Annotated in this window: 18 protein-coding genes; 16 read left to right on the top strand and 2 right to left on the bottom strand. The window is 67.6% G+C overall.

What is annotated here, in order from left to right:
* The 3 genes from AC1D2O_RS34225 to AC1D2O_RS34235 are packed head-to-tail and all read left to right on the top strand — an operon-like array spanning position 1 to position 2,590.
* Positions 1-1,095 (top strand): M14 family metallopeptidase, encoded by a 1,095-nt coding sequence (locus tag AC1D2O_RS34225; RefSeq protein WP_478090444.1) that lies wholly within the window; start codon positions 1-3, stop codon positions 1,093-1,095.
* 44 nt (positions 1,096-1,139) lie between these two features.
* Positions 1,140-2,162 (top strand): quinone oxidoreductase family protein, encoded by a 1,023-nt coding sequence (locus AC1D2O_RS34230; RefSeq protein WP_478090445.1) that lies wholly within the window; start codon positions 1,140-1,142, stop codon positions 2,160-2,162.
* Positions 2,159-2,590, top strand: coding sequence for a PaaI family thioesterase (locus AC1D2O_RS34235; RefSeq protein WP_478158652.1), 432 nt, complete (start codon positions 2,159-2,161; stop codon positions 2,588-2,590). The genes AC1D2O_RS34230 and AC1D2O_RS34235 overlap by 4 nt, the downstream gene beginning before the upstream one ends.
* Positions 2,591-2,781: 191 nt before the next feature.
* Here AC1D2O_RS34235 and AC1D2O_RS34240 read toward each other — a convergent pair whose 3' ends face one another.
* Positions 2,782-3,111, bottom strand: coding sequence for a DUF1161 domain-containing protein (locus AC1D2O_RS34240; protein ID WP_478090447.1), 330 nt, complete (start codon positions 3,109-3,111; stop codon positions 2,782-2,784).
* A 194-nt stretch (positions 3,112-3,305) separates the two neighbouring features.
* Here AC1D2O_RS34240 and AC1D2O_RS34245 point away from each other — a divergent pair, with 194 nt between their 5' ends.
* From AC1D2O_RS34245 to AC1D2O_RS34260, 4 genes are all read left to right on the top strand, one after another.
* On the top strand, positions 3,306-3,884 hold the full coding sequence (locus AC1D2O_RS34245) for an OsmC family protein (protein ID WP_478090448.1): 579 nt from the start codon (positions 3,306-3,308) through the stop codon (positions 3,882-3,884).
* Between the two features lie 17 nt (positions 3,885-3,901).
* Positions 3,902-4,783, top strand: a complete 882-nt coding sequence (locus tag AC1D2O_RS34250) for a VOC family protein (protein ID WP_478090449.1) — start codon at positions 3,902-3,904, stop codon at positions 4,781-4,783.
* A complete protein-coding gene (locus tag AC1D2O_RS34255; RefSeq protein ID WP_478158653.1) occupies positions 4,780-5,553 on the top strand; it encodes a ferredoxin--NADP reductase in 774 nt (257 codons plus the stop codon). Before AC1D2O_RS34250 ends, AC1D2O_RS34255 begins: the two co-directional genes overlap by 4 nt.
* 117 nt (positions 5,554-5,670) lie before the next feature.
* Positions 5,671-6,312, top strand: coding sequence for a peroxiredoxin (locus tag AC1D2O_RS34260; RefSeq protein WP_478090451.1), 642 nt, complete (start codon positions 5,671-5,673; stop codon positions 6,310-6,312).
* Positions 6,313-6,314: 2 nt separating this feature from the next.
* Here AC1D2O_RS34260 and AC1D2O_RS34265 read toward each other — a convergent pair whose 3' ends face one another.
* Positions 6,315-7,661: an LLM class flavin-dependent oxidoreductase gene (locus AC1D2O_RS34265; RefSeq protein ID WP_478158654.1), complete on the bottom strand. Its 1,347-nt coding sequence runs from the start codon at positions 7,659-7,661 to the stop codon at positions 6,315-6,317.
* A 197-nt stretch (positions 7,662-7,858) separates the two neighbouring features.
* Between AC1D2O_RS34265 and AC1D2O_RS34270 the strand changes: the two genes are divergently transcribed.
* From AC1D2O_RS34270 to AC1D2O_RS34310, 9 genes are all read left to right on the top strand, one after another.
* Entirely contained in the window at positions 7,859-8,293 is a 435-nt protein-coding gene (locus AC1D2O_RS34270; RefSeq protein WP_478094265.1) for a DoxX family protein, read from the top strand.
* A 100-nt stretch (positions 8,294-8,393) separates the two neighbouring features.
* Positions 8,394-9,422: a sulfonate ABC transporter substrate-binding protein gene (locus tag AC1D2O_RS34275; protein WP_478094267.1), complete on the top strand. Its 1,029-nt coding sequence runs from the start codon at positions 8,394-8,396 to the stop codon at positions 9,420-9,422.
* Between the two features lie 2 nt (positions 9,423-9,424).
* Positions 9,425-10,375, top strand: a complete 951-nt coding sequence (locus AC1D2O_RS34280; protein ID WP_478158658.1) for an aliphatic sulfonate ABC transporter substrate-binding protein — start codon at positions 9,425-9,427, stop codon at positions 10,373-10,375.
* A gap of 53 nt (positions 10,376-10,428) precedes the next feature.
* Positions 10,429-10,662 (top strand): TOBE domain-containing protein, encoded by a 234-nt coding sequence (locus tag AC1D2O_RS34285; RefSeq protein ID WP_478158655.1) that lies wholly within the window; start codon positions 10,429-10,431, stop codon positions 10,660-10,662.
* Positions 10,663-10,819: 157 nt separating this feature from the next.
* Positions 10,820-11,299, top strand: coding sequence for a rhodanese-like domain-containing protein (locus tag AC1D2O_RS34290; protein WP_478091409.1), 480 nt, complete (start codon positions 10,820-10,822; stop codon positions 11,297-11,299).
* A 62-nt stretch (positions 11,300-11,361) separates the two neighbouring features.
* Complete coding sequence (gene epsC, locus AC1D2O_RS34295) at positions 11,362-12,294, top strand: serine O-acetyltransferase EpsC (protein ID WP_478091408.1); 933 nt, start codon at positions 11,362-11,364, stop codon at positions 12,292-12,294.
* The gene (locus tag AC1D2O_RS34300; RefSeq protein WP_478091407.1) at positions 12,291-12,560 is read left to right on the top strand and encodes a helix-turn-helix domain-containing protein; all 270 of its coding nucleotides are present in this window, start codon (positions 12,291-12,293) and stop codon (positions 12,558-12,560) included. Before epsC ends, AC1D2O_RS34300 begins: the two co-directional genes overlap by 4 nt.
* A gap of 63 nt (positions 12,561-12,623) precedes the next feature.
* Positions 12,624-13,562, top strand: coding sequence for a family 2A encapsulin nanocompartment shell protein (locus AC1D2O_RS34305; protein ID WP_478158656.1), 939 nt, complete (start codon positions 12,624-12,626; stop codon positions 13,560-13,562).
* Between the two features lie 92 nt (positions 13,563-13,654).
* Positions 13,655-15,167, top strand: a 1,513-nt coding sequence (locus tag AC1D2O_RS34310) for an aminotransferase class V-fold PLP-dependent enzyme (RefSeq protein ID WP_478158659.1), incomplete at its 3' end; no start/stop codon positions are given.

Below are 15,167 nucleotides of genomic sequence, written 5' to 3' on the forward strand. Positions count from 1 at the left end.
ATGAACTTCACCGATTATTTTGCCGCCAGCTATGTGGGCGCACGCGAGCGCTTTCGCCGCGCGGCCGAGGCGGCAGGCGCCGTCACGCTGGAGGCCCACGAGCATCCCGAAGAGCGCGGGCCCTCGGGCGAGGCGCTGGCCATCGACGTTGCTCACCTGGGCAATCGCAACGGGCGGCGCCAGTTGCTGGTCATCAGCGGAACCCATGGCCAGGAGGGCTATGCCGGGTCGGCCGCGCAGGTGGCCTGGCTCAAGAGCGGCGATGCCGCGCGCATCCCGGCGGACACCGGCGTGCTGCTGGTGCACGGCATCAACCCCTATGGCTTCGCGCGCGGCACTCGCACTACCGAGAACAATGTCGACCTGAACCGCAACTTCGTCGACCACCGGCAGCCGCATCCGGTCAACCCGCACTACGACGAACTGCGCGAGCACCTGGTGCCGGCCTATTGGTCGCAGGACCAGCTGGCTGCCGGCGATACGGCCGAGAAGGCCTTCGTCGAACGCCACGGCGCCGATGCGCTGTTCGACACCCTGGCCCGCGGCCAGTACGTCGACCCGTTCGGACCGTTCTACGGCGGGGTGCAGCGCGAGTGGTCGAACGTGACCCTGGAACACATCGTGCGCAGCCACCTCGGCAGCGCCGAGAAGGTCGGACTGATCGACTGGCACACAGGTATCGGCGAGCGCGGCCAGCCCTTCTTCCTGTGCTTCAACGAAGACGGCTCAGCCGAGCAGGCCGAGGCAGCCCGCTGGTGGGGCGCGGACAAGGTCATCGGCTCAAGGCCCAACGGCCTGGCCCGCCCTCACTACCAGGGCCTCGTTTTCTATGGCGTGCAGGCGTTTCTCGAAGGCCGCCAGCTGGCGGGCGCGGTGATCGAGTTCGGCACGCGCGGCGCGGTCACCGGACGCGCGCTGCGCCTGGACCAGTGGCTGCGGCGCCATGGCGCCGGCCTTGAAGACGACGTGCGCCAACAGATGGCCGCCGACGTGCTCGACGCGCTGAACCCCGTGGCCGAGGACTGGCGCAACGCGGTGTGGCAGCACGGCCTTGCGCTCACCCAGGCCGCGGTGCGCGGCGTCGCCAGCTGGTAGCTCCCCTTTCCCTTGAAGCAATCCCAACGAACCGAGAACACCTGATGAAGGCACTTGTCCTGAGAGAACACGGCGGCCCCGAGCAATTGAAGCTGGAGACCGATTTCCCCGACCCGGTGGCGGGGCAGGGCGACGTGGTGGTGCGTGTGCGCGCGGCCTCGCTCAACTACCACGACGTGTTCACCCGCCGCGGCATGCCCGGCATCCGGATCCCGCTGCCGGCCATCATGGGCCTCGACGTGGCCGGCGAGATCGTCTCCATCGGCGCCGACGTGGAGGGCTGGTCGGTCGGCGACCGCGTGCTGGTCGACCCGATCAACCGAATCGAGGGCGGCTTGATGGGCGAGACGGTGCATGGTGGGCTGGCCGAGCTATGCCTTGCGCGGGCGCACCAGTTGATCCGCCTGCCCGATGCCGTGAGCTTCGACGAAGCCGCCGCACTGCCCGTGGCCTATGGCACCGCGCTCCGCATGGTGAGCACCATCGGCCAGGTGCAGGCCGGCGAGAAGGTGCTGATCCTCGGGGCGAGCGGCGGCGTGGGCGTCTGTGCGCTGCAGCTTTGCAAGTCGGCGGGCGCGTATGTGATCGCCTGCGCGGGCACGCCCGAAAAGGCGGAGCGGCTGAAGGCGCTGGGCGCCGACGAGACCATCCTTTACACCGAGGAAGATTTCCTCCAGGTGTCGCACGCGCGGCACGGCAAGCCGACGATCAAGCGCAACCCGGAAGGCACGCTGCCGCGCGGCATCGACGTGGTGGTCAACTTCACCGGTGGCGACACCTGGGTCAAGGGGCTGCGGACCCTGCGCGTCGGCGGGCGCGCGCTGACCTGCGGCGCCACGGCGGGCTACGACCCGAAGGAAGACCTCCGGTTCATCTGGACCTTCGAACTGCAGATCCGCGGCTCCAACGGCTGGCAGCGCGACGACATCCACACCCTGCTCGACAAGGTGCAGCGAGGCGAGCTGAAGGTGCCCATCGACCAGCGCTACGCGCTGGCCGATGGCGCACAGGCCCTGGGCAGCATCGAGCAGCGCCGCATCGTCGGCAAGGTTCTGGTGAATCCATGAGCACGGCGCAGGTGGAGACCTTCACGCTGGCGCAGGTCCAGCGGCATTTCGACGACTCGCCCTACATCGCGACCCTGGGCCTGTTGGCGGAATCGCTCGACCTCGCGCAGGGCCTGCTCACGGTGCGCGTGCCGATGAAGCCGGAGTTCGAGCGGGAACGCGGCAGCAAGCAGTGGCACGGCGGTCCGCTGGCCGCGATCATCGACACCGTGGGCGACTTCGCGCTGGCGATGCAACTCGGCCGGGGCCTGCCGACCATCAACTTCCGCGTCGACTACCTGCGTCCGGCCGTCGCCACGGACCTGAAAGTGATTGCGCGTGTCCGCCGGAACGGCCGAACCGTGGGCGTGGCGGACGTCGATCTGTTCGACGATAGCGATCGCCTGTTGGCGATCGGCCGCGCGTCATACGTCAGGTCGGCGGGATGAGCGCCGGGCCCTGTCGGCGGTGGGTGGCAAGCGCGGAAGGCCGCGCCAGTGGCCGAGAAATTACATGCGGACAAGGGTTACGACTACGCGCGGTGCCGCCTGGTTGGCTGCGCTCGACAAGCGATACCAGGGCCTCGACGGCAGAACCTGTACGCCGGTGGGGACCACCACGGTCTGCCGCTGAGCCCGCTTTATCGGGGGCAATCGCCGCCGACAGAGACGCTGCCGTTCTTGCACTCCGTGAGGATCGGCTCGCCGCGGACGCGCGATGGAGGTGGTTCGGGACCGTTGCCGCGGTCGCGCTGGCAGACGATCTTCCTGCTGCCGAGTTCGCAGCTGCCCACCACCTGGCCCTCGACCGGCGCGGCGGCATCGAGCGTTGTGACGGTGAAGCGCGTCACGCCCGCCGCGGCGATCTTCGCCTCGATCTGGGCGCGCAGGGTCTCGCAGCTCTCGGCGGCACCGGCGCCGGCCGCGAAAGCGCAGCAGCAAGCGAGGGGATGCAACCAGAGTTTCTTCATGTCGCAATCCTTTGCTCGCACGGGTGTGCTCGGTTCGAGTGACATTTTGCTGTCCCGAGCCACTGCGCGTTGTCGTCTCAAGGGATATACGGAAACCGACTAAGCCTGCTCTTTCTTCTTCGTTCCGCATCGGACGGCCGATGCGAAGAATCACCGGCTTCCCGCCGGACCTGTTTGAACCAAGAAAGATTGTCATGAGCCACTTGAACGACTACCTCTCCGAGAAGCGCGCTGCCGTGCTCGCACGCAACGCCGCCATCGAAGCCGGCACCGCGCAGCCCGCCCAGCTCAAGGCCAGCGTGCGTGCCGAAGGCCGCAGCGGCGTGCGCCGCCTTCGCATCCGCGAGCACCAGGTCATCAGCGACAGCCCGCCCGACTTCGCCGGCTACAACCTGGGCCCGAGCTCGCCGGAGCTCCAGCTCGGCGTGCTGGGCACCTGCGTCACCCACATCTTCCTGATCCAGGCCGCCGAGCGACAGGTGCCGCTGGAGAGCCTCGAGGTGGAGGTCACCGGCATCATCGATCCGCGCGGTGGCAGGCCGGGCCATGAACAGACGCCGATCTGGCCGCACCAGATCGGCTACACCGTGCACATCGATTCGCCCGCCAGCCGCGCCGACATCGACGCGTTGTTCGAGGCGGTCGAGCGCAGTTGCCCGATCCTCAACCTGCTGCGCAATCCGCAGGCCATCCGCGCCGAGGTCAAGCTGGTCAACTCCCGTGCTGCGGCGGCCAACGCCGACGAGACGGCACCGGACGCCATCGCTGCCTGAACCTCGAAAGCAAAGCCATGTCTCTTCCTCTCGACCACATCGTCATCGTCGTCAACGACCTCGAATCTGCCATCGCCGACTACATGGCGCTGGGCTTCAACGTGCAGCACGGCGGGGATCATCCGGGCCGCACCACACACAACGCGCTGGTGGTGTTCGCCGATGGCAGCTACTTCGAGCTGATCGCCTGGAAGGCGCCGGCACCGGAGGAGCGCTGGTGGAAGCTGCTGCAGCGCCACGGCGAAGGCATCGTCGACTATGCGCTGCTGCCGCGCAGCACCGCCGACACGGTGGCCGGCGCCGCGGCGCGCGGCTTGGTCCTCGATGGCCCGCTCGATGGCGGGCGGCTGCGTCCCGACGGCGAGCGGCTGCGCTGGCAGACCGCGCGGCCGCCGTCGCCCGACCTGCCATTTCTGTGCGGCGACGTGACGCCGCGCGCCTTGCGGGTGCCCGAAGGCGCCGCCCGGGTGCATCCGAACGGCGCGCTCGGCGTCGCCAGCCTCGCCATCGCGGTGCACGATCTCGACGCCAGCCTGGCGCGCTACCGCGCGTTGTTCGGAGATGGCGATGGCGGCGACGACGAACGCGCCCATGTCGGCCAGGCGGTGGCGCTCCCGGGCAGCAGCGGACGCATCGCGGTCGTCGCGGTCGGCGGCAGTGCCCTGGTGCTGTCGGCACCGCGCGACCCGATCGGCGAGCCCTCGAGCCCGCTCACGCAGCGGCTCGCCGCACGCGGCGAAGGGCCCTACGCGCTGGTGCTGCGCACCACCGACGCGGCACAGACCAGCGCCGCGCTCGACCCGGCGCGAACCCATGGCGCACTGATCGAGTTCGAACTGGTGGAGGCGCCGGCGTCGGGTGAGCGCATTGAGTCGGATCGGGCCGTCACGCGCCAATGAGTGCCTTCAGCGAAGAACGCGTGCTGAGCGTCCACCACTGGACCGACCGCCTGTTCACCTTCACTACCACCCGCGATCCGGCCCTGCGCTTCTCCAACGGCCACTTCACGATGATCGGCCTGAAGGTCAACAACAAGCCCCTGCTGCGGGCCTACAGCATCGTCAGCCCCAACTACGAGGAGCACCTGGAGTTCCTCAGCATCAAGGTCGAGGAAGGCCCACTGACCTCGAAGCTGCAGCACATCCAGGTCGGCGACACGATCATCGTCGGCCGCAAGCCCACCGGCACGCTGCTGATCGACTACACGCTGCCGGGCAAGCGCCTGTACCTGTTCGGCACCGGCACCGGTCTGGCGCCCTTCATGAGCATCATCCGCGACCCCGACACCTACGAGAAGTTCGAGCAGGTCGTCCTGGTGCACGGCGTGCGCCAGATCGACGAACTGGCCTACCACGACCTGGTCACCGACCACTTGCCCAAGCACGAGATCCTCGGCGAGATGATCGACAAGCAGCTGCTCTACTACCCGACCGTGACGCGCGAGGAGTTCCGCAACATGGGGCGCATCACCGAGCTGATCGAGAGCAACAAGCTCACCGACGACCTCGGCCTGCCGCCGCTCAATGCCGCCGAAGACCGCGTGATGCTGTGCGGCAGCCCGGGCCTGCTGGTCGACCTCAAGCACATCCTCGAGGCCCGCGGCTTCAAGGAAGGCAACACCTCGACGCCGGGCGACTTCGTGGTCGAGCGCGCCTTCGCCGAAAAGTAGCCGGGTCGAAGAGCCGCAGCGGGGCGATACAGAAACTGCATATCGAAGTACAAGGCCTTCGTTGGCGCGAGTGGCATGTCTTTCCAAAATCGAGCTTTTGACCTCTCAGGAGCTTCCATGGCCACTCTGCGACTCGGCGACACCGCCCCCGATTTCACCCAGGACTCGAGCGAGGGCACGATCGACTTCTACAAGTGGGCGGGCGATTCGTGGGTGGTGTTGTTCTCGCACCCGGCCGACTTCACGCCGGTGTGCACCACCGAACTCGGCAAAACGGCGGCGCTGTCGGGCGAGTTCGCGAAACGCGGCGTGAAGCCGATTGCGATCAGCATCGATCCGGCGGACAAGCACAAGCTGTGGATCGGCGACATCAACGAGACGCAGAACACCACCGTCGACTTCCCGATCCTGGCCGATCCCGACCGCAAGGTGGCCGAGCTCTACGACCTGATCCACCCCAATGCGTCGACCACGGCGACCGTGCGCAGCGTCTTCATCTTCGATCCGAAGAAGGTGGTCCGCACCACCTTCACCTACCCGGCGAGCACCGGCCGCAACTTCGACGAGATCCTGCGCGTGATCGACTCGCTGCAACTGACCGACAGCCACAAGGTGGCTACCCCCGCCAACTGGAAGGACGGCGACGACGTCGTGATCCTGCCGAGCCTGCAGGACCCGACCGAACTGGCCGAGCGCTTCCCGAAGGGCTTCAAGGCCGTGCGCCCCTACCTGCGCTTGACGCCCCAGCCCAACAAGTAGCCCTAAGAAGCAGACGGTGCGGCGGCCGCGAAGAAGCGGTTGGCCGGCCGCGGAAGGCCGAGGTTCTCGCGCAGCGTGGCGCCCTCGTACTCGCGCCGGAAGATGCCGCGCCGCTGAAGTTCGGGCACCACCTTGTCGGCGAAGGCGTCGAGCCCGCCCGGCAGCCACGGGAACATGATGTTGAAGCCGTCCGAGCCTTCGGACTCCAGCCACTCCTGCATCTCGTCGGCGATGGTCTGCGCCGTGCCGACGAAGGCCAGGCCGCCGTAGCCGCCAAGCCGCTGGGCCAGTTGGCGCACCGTGAAGCCTTCGCGCTCGGCGAGGGCGATCACGCGCTGCTGGCTGCTCTTGCTGGCGTTGGTGTCCGGCACGGCGGGAAGAGGGCGGTCGGGGTCGAACTTCGACGCATCGACGCCGAGCGCGATCGATAGCGAAGCGATGGCGCTCTCGTAGTGCACCAGGCTGTCGAGCTTCGCCCGGATGGCGCGCGCCTCTTCCACGCTGTCGCCGACCACCACGAACGCCGCCGGCAGGATCTTGAGGTGGTCGCGCTCGCGGCCCAGTGCGGCCAGCCGGCCCTTGACGTCCGCATAGAAGCTGCGGCCCTCCGCGAGCGTGCCGTGCGCGGCGAAGATCACTTCGGCCGTCTCGGCGGCGAGCTGCCGTCCGGGCTCCGACGCGCCGGCCTGCACGATCACCGGCCAGCCCTGCACCGGTCGCGCGATGTGCAGCGGGCCGCGCACCGAGAGGTACTTGCCCTTGTGGTTCAGCGTGTGCAGGCGAGCCGGATCGAAGAAGCGGCCGCTCGCAGCATCGCGAATGAAGGCGTCGTCGGCCCAGCTGTCCCACAGGCCGGTCACGACTTCGTAAAACTCGCGCGCCCGCGCATAGCGCTCGTCGTGCGGCATGTGATCGTCGAGGCCGAAGTTGAGCGCCGCATCGGGGTTGGAGGTGGTGACGATGTTCCAGCCTGCCCGGCCCTCGCTCAGGTGGTCCAGCGAAGCGAAGCGGCGCGCGATGTGGAAGGGCTCGTCGAAGGTGGTCGACGCGGTGGCGACCAGGCCGATGCGCTCGGTGGCCTGGCTCAGCGCCGACAGCAGGGTGAACGGCTCGAAGGAGGTCACGGTGTGGCTGCGCTGGAGCGCCTCCATCGGCATGTTGAGCACCGCGAGATGGTCGGCCATGAAGAAGGCGTCGAAGCGCGCTCGCTCCAGTGTCTGCGCGAAGCGCTTCAAGTGCGCGAAGTTGAAGTTGGCGTCGGCGAAGGCGCCCGGATAGCGCCAGGCGCCGGTGTGAATGCTGACGGGGCGCATGAATGCACCCAGCTTGAGTTGGCGGGTCGAAGACATAGACCGCACTTGTACGCCGCGTCCGCCAAGCCGCCAAAGACCGATTGCTTGGATGCTTATGCAAGCCAACGGAAAGCGCATCTGCAAACTCGCATTCGTTCGTTGGCGGACGTGTTGTACGTCCGCAGAATTCGCCGGTCTGCTGCCGTGCATTTGACCGCACTGGCCTTCACTCCCTCCTTATTGATTGGCTCACCATGTCCTTTCGCAATCCCGAACTCCTGGCGCCCCGCGTCCTGTCCGTGCTGCGCATCGTCTCCGCTTTTCTGCTGATCCAGCATGGGTCGGCCAAGCTGCTCGGCTTTCCTCACGTCGCCTTTTTCGACAATCTCCAGATCCTGTCATTGCTCGGCGTGGCAGGCGTCCTGGAACTGGTCGGCGGCGTGCTGCTGCTGATCGGGCTCTTCACGCGTCCGACAGCGTTTGTCCTCTCGGGCTTGCTGGCGTTCGCCTATTTCATCGGCCATGCGACCAAGGGCTTCGTGGGGGTGCCGTTCTTGAACCAGGGCGAGGCGGCGGTGCTGTTCTCCTTCGTCTTCCTGTACATCGCTGCCGCTGGCCCGGGCCCCTGGAGCGTCGACGCACGCCGTGCACGCGCCTCCACACCGGCCGCCTTGCCAGCCGCCGCGTAGTCGGTTGATTTGGCTATATGCAACTGACTTAACGGTCGTTCCTCTTTCGACGACCTCTTTCGAGAATCGCGTCCGCTCTTAGACGATCCCAGGAATTCACATGTCGCCCGTCCCCGCAGAACACGTCCACCTCGACCCGCCGGAGGGCTCCCTCTGGCAGACCTTGCGCGATATCGTGCTCAGCGCGCTGGTCGTCTGTGCCATCGCGCTGATCACCGGCTTCCTCGCGGTGACCTCGGCCCATGCGCAAGCGGTCAAGGGCGAGCTGCGCATCGGCTACCAGAAGTCCGCGAGCCTGTTCGTTCTGCAGAAGGTCCAGGGGACGTTGGAGAAGAAGTTGCAGCCGCTCGGCTTCGGCGTCAAGTGGGTCGAGTTTCCGGCTGGCCCGCAGCTGCTCGAAGGCCTCAACGTCGGCGCGGTCGATGTCGGCTATGTCGGCGAAGCGCCGCCCATCTTTGCCCAGGCCGCGGGTGCCAGGTTCGTCTACTTCGGCTACGACCCGGCGGCGCCGCGGGCCGAAGCGATCCTCGTCACCAAGGACTCGCCGATCCGCTCGGTCGCCGATCTCAAGGGCAGGAAAGTGGCGCTCAACAAGGGCAGCAACGTGCACTATCTGCTCGTCAAGCAGCTCGAGAAGAACGGCCTCAAGCTCAGCGACATCCAGCCGGTGTACCTGGCCCCCGCCGATGGCCGTGCCGCGTTCGAGAGCAAGAACGTCGACGCCTGGGTGATCTGGGATCCGTTCCAGGCCGCTGCCGAGAAGGCCACCGGCGCCCGCGTGCTGGCCGACGGCTCGCCCGGCGTGGTCAACAACTACCAGTACTACCTGGGCGAGCGCGGCTTCGTCACGAAGAACCCGAAGGTGATCGAGGCGCTGTTCGAGGATTCGGTGTCGCAGGGCATCTGGCTCAAGAAGAACCTGCGCCAGGCCGCCGAGCTGATCGCGCCGCTGCAGGGCCTGCCGGTCGACGTCGTCGAACTCGCGTTGCAGCGCTACGAGTTCAACGTCAAGCCGATCACGCCCGACGTCGCGGCCGACCAGCAGAAGATCGCCGACACGTTCTTCGACTTGAAACTGATTCCGAAGGCCATCAAGGTCAGCGACGCCGTTGTCGCGGCCAAGCCATGAGGATGATTCGACGCCTGGCCCGGGCCCTGTTGGCCGTGGGCATGGTCGCGGCAGGCACGGTCGCCTTCGCGCAGGCCAGCCCGGTGGTGCGCATCGGCTACCAGAAGTCGTCGACGCTGATCGCCGTGCTCAAGGCGCAGGGGACGCTCGAGCGCGAGCTCGCGCCGCTCGGCGTCAAGTTGAGCTGGCACGAGTTCACCAGCGGCCTGCCGTTGCTCGAGGCGCTGAACCTCGACAACCTCGATTTCAGCGCCGACGTGGCGGACACGGTCCCGGTGTTCGCGCAGGCTGCCGGCGCGCAACTCACGTTCGTGGCCCAGGAGGCGCCTTCGCCGACCGCGCAGGCGATCGTGGTGCGAGCCGACTCGCCCCTCAAGGCCCTGAGCGACCTCAAGGGCAAGAAGATCGGGGTCGCGAAAGGCTCCGGGGGCCACTACCTTCTGCTGGCCGCGCTCGACAAGGGCGGGGTCGCGTTGAAGGACGTCGAGGTCGCGTACCTGACACCGGCCGACGGTCGCGCGGCTTTCGAGAAGGGCGCGATCGACGCCTGGGTGACCTGGGATCCGTTCTTCGCGGCAGCGCAGCGCCAGGCCGGCGTGCGCGTGCTGGTCGACGGTTCCGGCATCGCTTCCTATCAGCGCTACTACCTGGCCTCGACGAAGTTCGCACAGGCGCGTCCCGATGTGCTGCGCGTGATCTACGCCGCGCTCGACAAGGCGGGCAAGTGGGTCAAGAGCAATCCCCGCGACGCCGCGGAATTGCTGGCGCCGGTGTGGGGGCTGGACGTCGCCACCATCGAACAGGCCAACGCGCGGCGCAGCTACGAAGTCCGCCCGGTCGTGACGGGCGGCCTCGGCGAGCAGCAGCGCATCGCCGATGCCTTCTTCGCCGAAAAACTGTTGCCACGGCGGGTCGACACCCTCCAGGCAGCGCTCTTCGTACCGGGTCGCTGAGCCTCGATTCCGATTCCACCACGCCCCTCTCCTCCCATTCAAGGCAGCTTCGCATGACATCCACCACCACTTCGACCATCAAGGCCATCAATGTCCGCAACCAGTTTCGCGGCAAGGTCCGCGAGATCGTGCGCGGCACCGTCGTCTCCGAGATCGACGTCGAGACGCCGTTCGGCATCGTGACCTCGGTCATCACCACGCGCTCGGTCGACGAACTCGAACTCAAGGTGGGTTCGGATGTCGTCGCGCTGGTCAAGTCGACCGAGGTCTCGATCGCCAAGCTCTGAGCCCTCTGCACACGTCCGGCGTTGCCTGGCAATGAATAGATCAGTTGGTTGTTAGGAATTGACTTTTCAGTCGTTTGTGCTTGAAGGGCTTCGTCCTGAAGTGGTCTATCGCCATCAAGGCGACCCGAGCAATCACTCAAACCAACGGAGCATTTTCATGTCATCGGACGTCGAAACCCTCGCACTGCCGGCCGTGCTGGAGCAAGCCCAGGCCGCTGCGGAGCAAGAGAACCTGCCTTACGCCGGGGGCGTCACGCCGCCCGTCGCATGGCAACTCGTTCAGCAGCGCGATGCCGTGCTGGTCGATGTGCGCTCGGGCGAGGAGCGCAAGTTCGTGGGCCATGTGCCCGACAGCCTGCACGTGCCCTGGGCCACCGGCACCGCGCTCACGCGCAACCCGCGCTTCGTGCGCGAACTCGAAGCCAAGCTGGCCAAGGACGGCGGCAAGGATGCCGTGGTGCTGCTGCTGTGCCGCAGCGGCAAGCGCTCGGCGCTGGCGGCCGAGGCGGCCGCGAAAGCCGGCTTCAGCCATGTGTTCAACGTGCTCGAAGGCTTCGAAGGCGAGATAGACGCCGCGCAGCACCGGGGCGCGGCCGACGGCTGGCGCTTCCATCAACTGCCCTGGGTTCAGGACTGAGTGCGGGACGCGCGCCGTCACGAGCGCGCGCCCGCATGGACTCGCAACGCGGAGGAAAAGCAATGTCGGGATTTGATGTCGACCAAGTGGTCGGCGCGCTGCGCAGCGTGCGCGGCGAATGGCGCGATGCGCAGAAGCGCCCGCGCGAGCCCGCCGGTCGGGAGTTCCCGTCGCGCGATGCGCTGTCGGTCGTGATCGAGCAGCTCAAGGGCGCGCTGTTTCCGATGCGGCTCGGCCCTTCCGACCTGCGCCACGACGGCGAGGACTTCTACGTCGCCCACACGCTCGATGCCGCCTTGCATGCCCTGCTGGAGCAGGCGCGTCTCGAACTTCACTACGTCGGGCGCCATGCGCCGCGGGCGGCGGCCGAGATCGACGCCCAGGCCCGCGAGGGCGTGCGCGCTTTCGGTGCCGCCCTGCCGGGCATTCGCCGGCTGCTCGACAGCGACGTCATCGCCGCCTACCAGGGCGACCCGGCCGCGCACAGCGTCGACGAGGTGCTGCTGTGCTACCCGGGCGTGCTGGCGATGATCTACCACCGGCTGGCGCACCAGCTCTATCGGCTGCAGTTGCCGCTGCTGGCGCGCATCGTGGCCGAACTGGCCCATGGCCAAACCGGCATCGACATCCACCCCGGCGCGCAGATTGGCAGCGGCTTCTTCATCGACCATGGCACCGGCGTCGTGATCGGCGAGACCGCCGTGATCGGCCAGCGCGTGCGAGTCTACCAGGCCGTCACGCTCGGGGCCAAGCGCTTTCCGACCGATGCGCACGGCATCCTTCAAAAGGGCCTGCCGCGCCACCCGGTGGTGGAAGACGAGGTCGTGATCTATGCCGGCGCCACGATCCTCGGGCGCGTCACGATCGGCCGCGGCGCGGTGATCGGCGGCAACGTCTGGTTGACTGCGGACGTGCCCGCCGGCGCCAGCGTGACGCAGGCCGGCGTACAGAACGCAGCGCCCGTTGGCGAGGCGCTCGCGGTGTCGGTCCAGTGAGTGCGCTGATCGAGCGCTTCGGCGTGACGGTGCGTCAGTTGCGCGTCCAGAACGGCTGGTCCCAAGTGCAGCTGGCCGAACGCTCGGAACTGGACCGCTCCTATGTCGGCGAGATCGAACGGGGACGAGTGATCGCCTCGATCGTCACGGCGGAGAAGCTCGCCGTCGCGCTGCAGCTCGACGTCGCAGCCCTGCTCTCGCGCTGCCAGCAGCTCGACGAGGCGCGCGCCGGCCAACTCATCAGTTTGTCGGCTATAGCCCGTTGAGGGAAAACCCGAATCCTTCGACACTTTCCTGCAATTCCACCTCGAACCACGGAGTTTCTTCCTATGACCGCAACCGTCGGTGGCACCACCGCCCTGGGCGACAACGCCGCCCGCCAGCTAGCCAATGCCACGAAGAGCGTTCCCCAGCTCGAAACGATCAGCCCGCGCTGGCTCACGCACCTCTTGCAATGGGTCCCGGTCGAGGCCGGCATCTACCGCCTGAACAAGGTCCGCAACCCCGAGTCGATCCAGGTCGTCTGCACGGCCAAGGAAAGCGAAAACCAGCTGCCGCGCACCTGGGTCGACTACGAAGACCATCCGCGCGAGTACAACCTCAATGCCGTGAGCACCGTGCTCGACGTGCACACCCGCATCTCCGACCTCTACAGCAGCCCGCACGACCAGATCAAGGAGCAGCTGCGCCTGACGATCGAGACGATCAAGGAGAACCAGGAGAGCGAGCTCATCAACAACCCGGACTACGGCCTGCTGTCGCAAGTGACCGACGAGCAGCGCATCTTCCCGTTGACCGGCGCGCCGACGCCCGACGACCTCGACGAACTGCTGACCAAGGTCTGGAAAGAGCCGGCCTTCTTCCTGACCCATCCGCTGGCCATCGCCGCCTTCGGCCGCGAAGCCACGCGCCGCGGCACGCCACCGCCGACCGTGAGCCTGTTCGGCTCGCAGTTCATCACCTGGCGCGGCATCCCGCTGATCCCGTCGAACAAGGTGCCGGTGGCCGACGGCAAGAGCAAGATCCTGCTGCTGCGCGTGGGCGACAAGCGCCAGGGCGTGGTCGGGTTGTTCCAGCCGGGCCTCACGGGCGAGCAGAGCCCGGGCCTGTCGGTGCGCTTCATGGGCATCAACAACCACGCGATCGCGTCGTACCTGATCTCGCTCTACTGCTCGGTCGCGGTGCTGACCACCGATGCGCTGGCCGTGCTCGACGACGTCGAGATCGGCAAGTACCACGACTACACCGTCCTCGACACCTACAAATAAGTCGCGCAGTGAGCACCTCACTTTCTCCACCGGGGCTGCCGCACGTGCCACAGCCCACCGAGGCGCCGTTCGACCCCGCCGTGCTGGCCCGCATGGCGAGCCAGTTGTTCGCGGCGCTGCCGGGGCAGGCCGTGCCGCCCGGCGTGCAGGCGCCGTCGCAACTCGCTCCGCCCGGCTCGCCGCCGGCCAGTCCGGCCGGCTTCGGCCCCAGCGTGCCGGGCACGCCGATCCCGCAAGGGCAGGTGCCCGGGACCAACCTGATCCCGGCCTCGCCGACCCAGGTACTGTCGCTCGGCAACCGCGCGCCGGCGCTGCAGCCGCACGCGCTGGCGGGCAACGGCGTTCCTGACAACGTGCTGGGCGCCTTGCCGGCCTACGAGCCGCGGCTCGGCGGTGCGGTGCTGGGCGTGCCCGAAGCGCTGGCGGCAACGCCTTCGCAGTCGTCGCCGTTCTACTTCCTGGGCGACAGCTACGGCCGGCCGTCACCGGGCGGTCGCGGCACCGACGGCGCGCCCGGCGCGCCCGGCGTGCACGATGGGCTGGCCGACTATCCGTTCGCGCAGCCCGGGAGCAGCGATGTCCAGGGACTGCTGGCGAAGCAGCCGCCGACGCCAGCCGGCCCGGCTCCGGAACCCTCGACGCAGCCGCAGTACTACTTCGTCGATGCGGTGCGCTTGCCGAGCGGCTACGTCACGCCGGCCAAGCCGTCACCGCACGGCGACGTGCCGACGGTGGCCGCCGGCGAGCGCCAGCCCTTCGACGTGCATGCGGTGCGGCGCGACTTTCCGATCCTGCAGGAGCGTGTCAACGGCCGGCAGCTGGTCTGGTTCGACAATGCCGCCACCACCCACAAGCCGCAGTCGGTGATCGACCGCATCGCCTACTTCTACGAGCACGAGAACTCGAACATCCATCGCGCCGCGCACGAACTCGCGGCGCGCGCGACCGATGCCTACGAGGGGGCGCGCGAGCGGGTGCGAAAGTTCATCAATGCGCCCGACGTGGACGAAGTGATCTTCGTGCGCGGCTCCACCGAAGCGATAAACCTGGTGGCCAAGAGCTGGGGCGGCCAGCACGTGGGCGAGGGCGACGAGATCATCGTCAGCCACCTTGAGCACCACGCCAACATCGTGCCCTGGCAGCAGCTCGCCTCGGCCAAGGGCGCGAAGCTGCGCGTGATCCCGGTCGACGATTCGGGCCAGGTGCTGCTCGACGAGTACCGCAAGCTGCTCAACGACCGGACCAAGATCGTCGCCGTCACGCAGGTCTCGAATGCACTCGGCACGGTGGTGCCGGTGAAGGAGATCGTCGAGCTCGCGCACCGGGCCGGCGCGCTGGCGCTGGTCGATGGCGCGCAGTCGGTGTCGCACATGCGGGTCGACGTGCAGGACATCGGCGCCGACTTCTTCGTCTTCTCGGGCCACAAGGTGTTCGGCCCGACCGGCATCGGCGTGGTCTGGGGCAAGCGAGAGGTGCTCGAAGACATGCCGCCCTGGCAGGGCGGCGGCAACATGATCGCCGACGTGACCTTCGAGAAGACCGTGTTCCAGCCGATCCCGAACAAGTTCGAGGCCGGCACCGGCAACATCGCCGACGCGGTGGGTC

It is taken from the genome of Variovorax sp. P1_G12, from assembly GCF_056405555.1.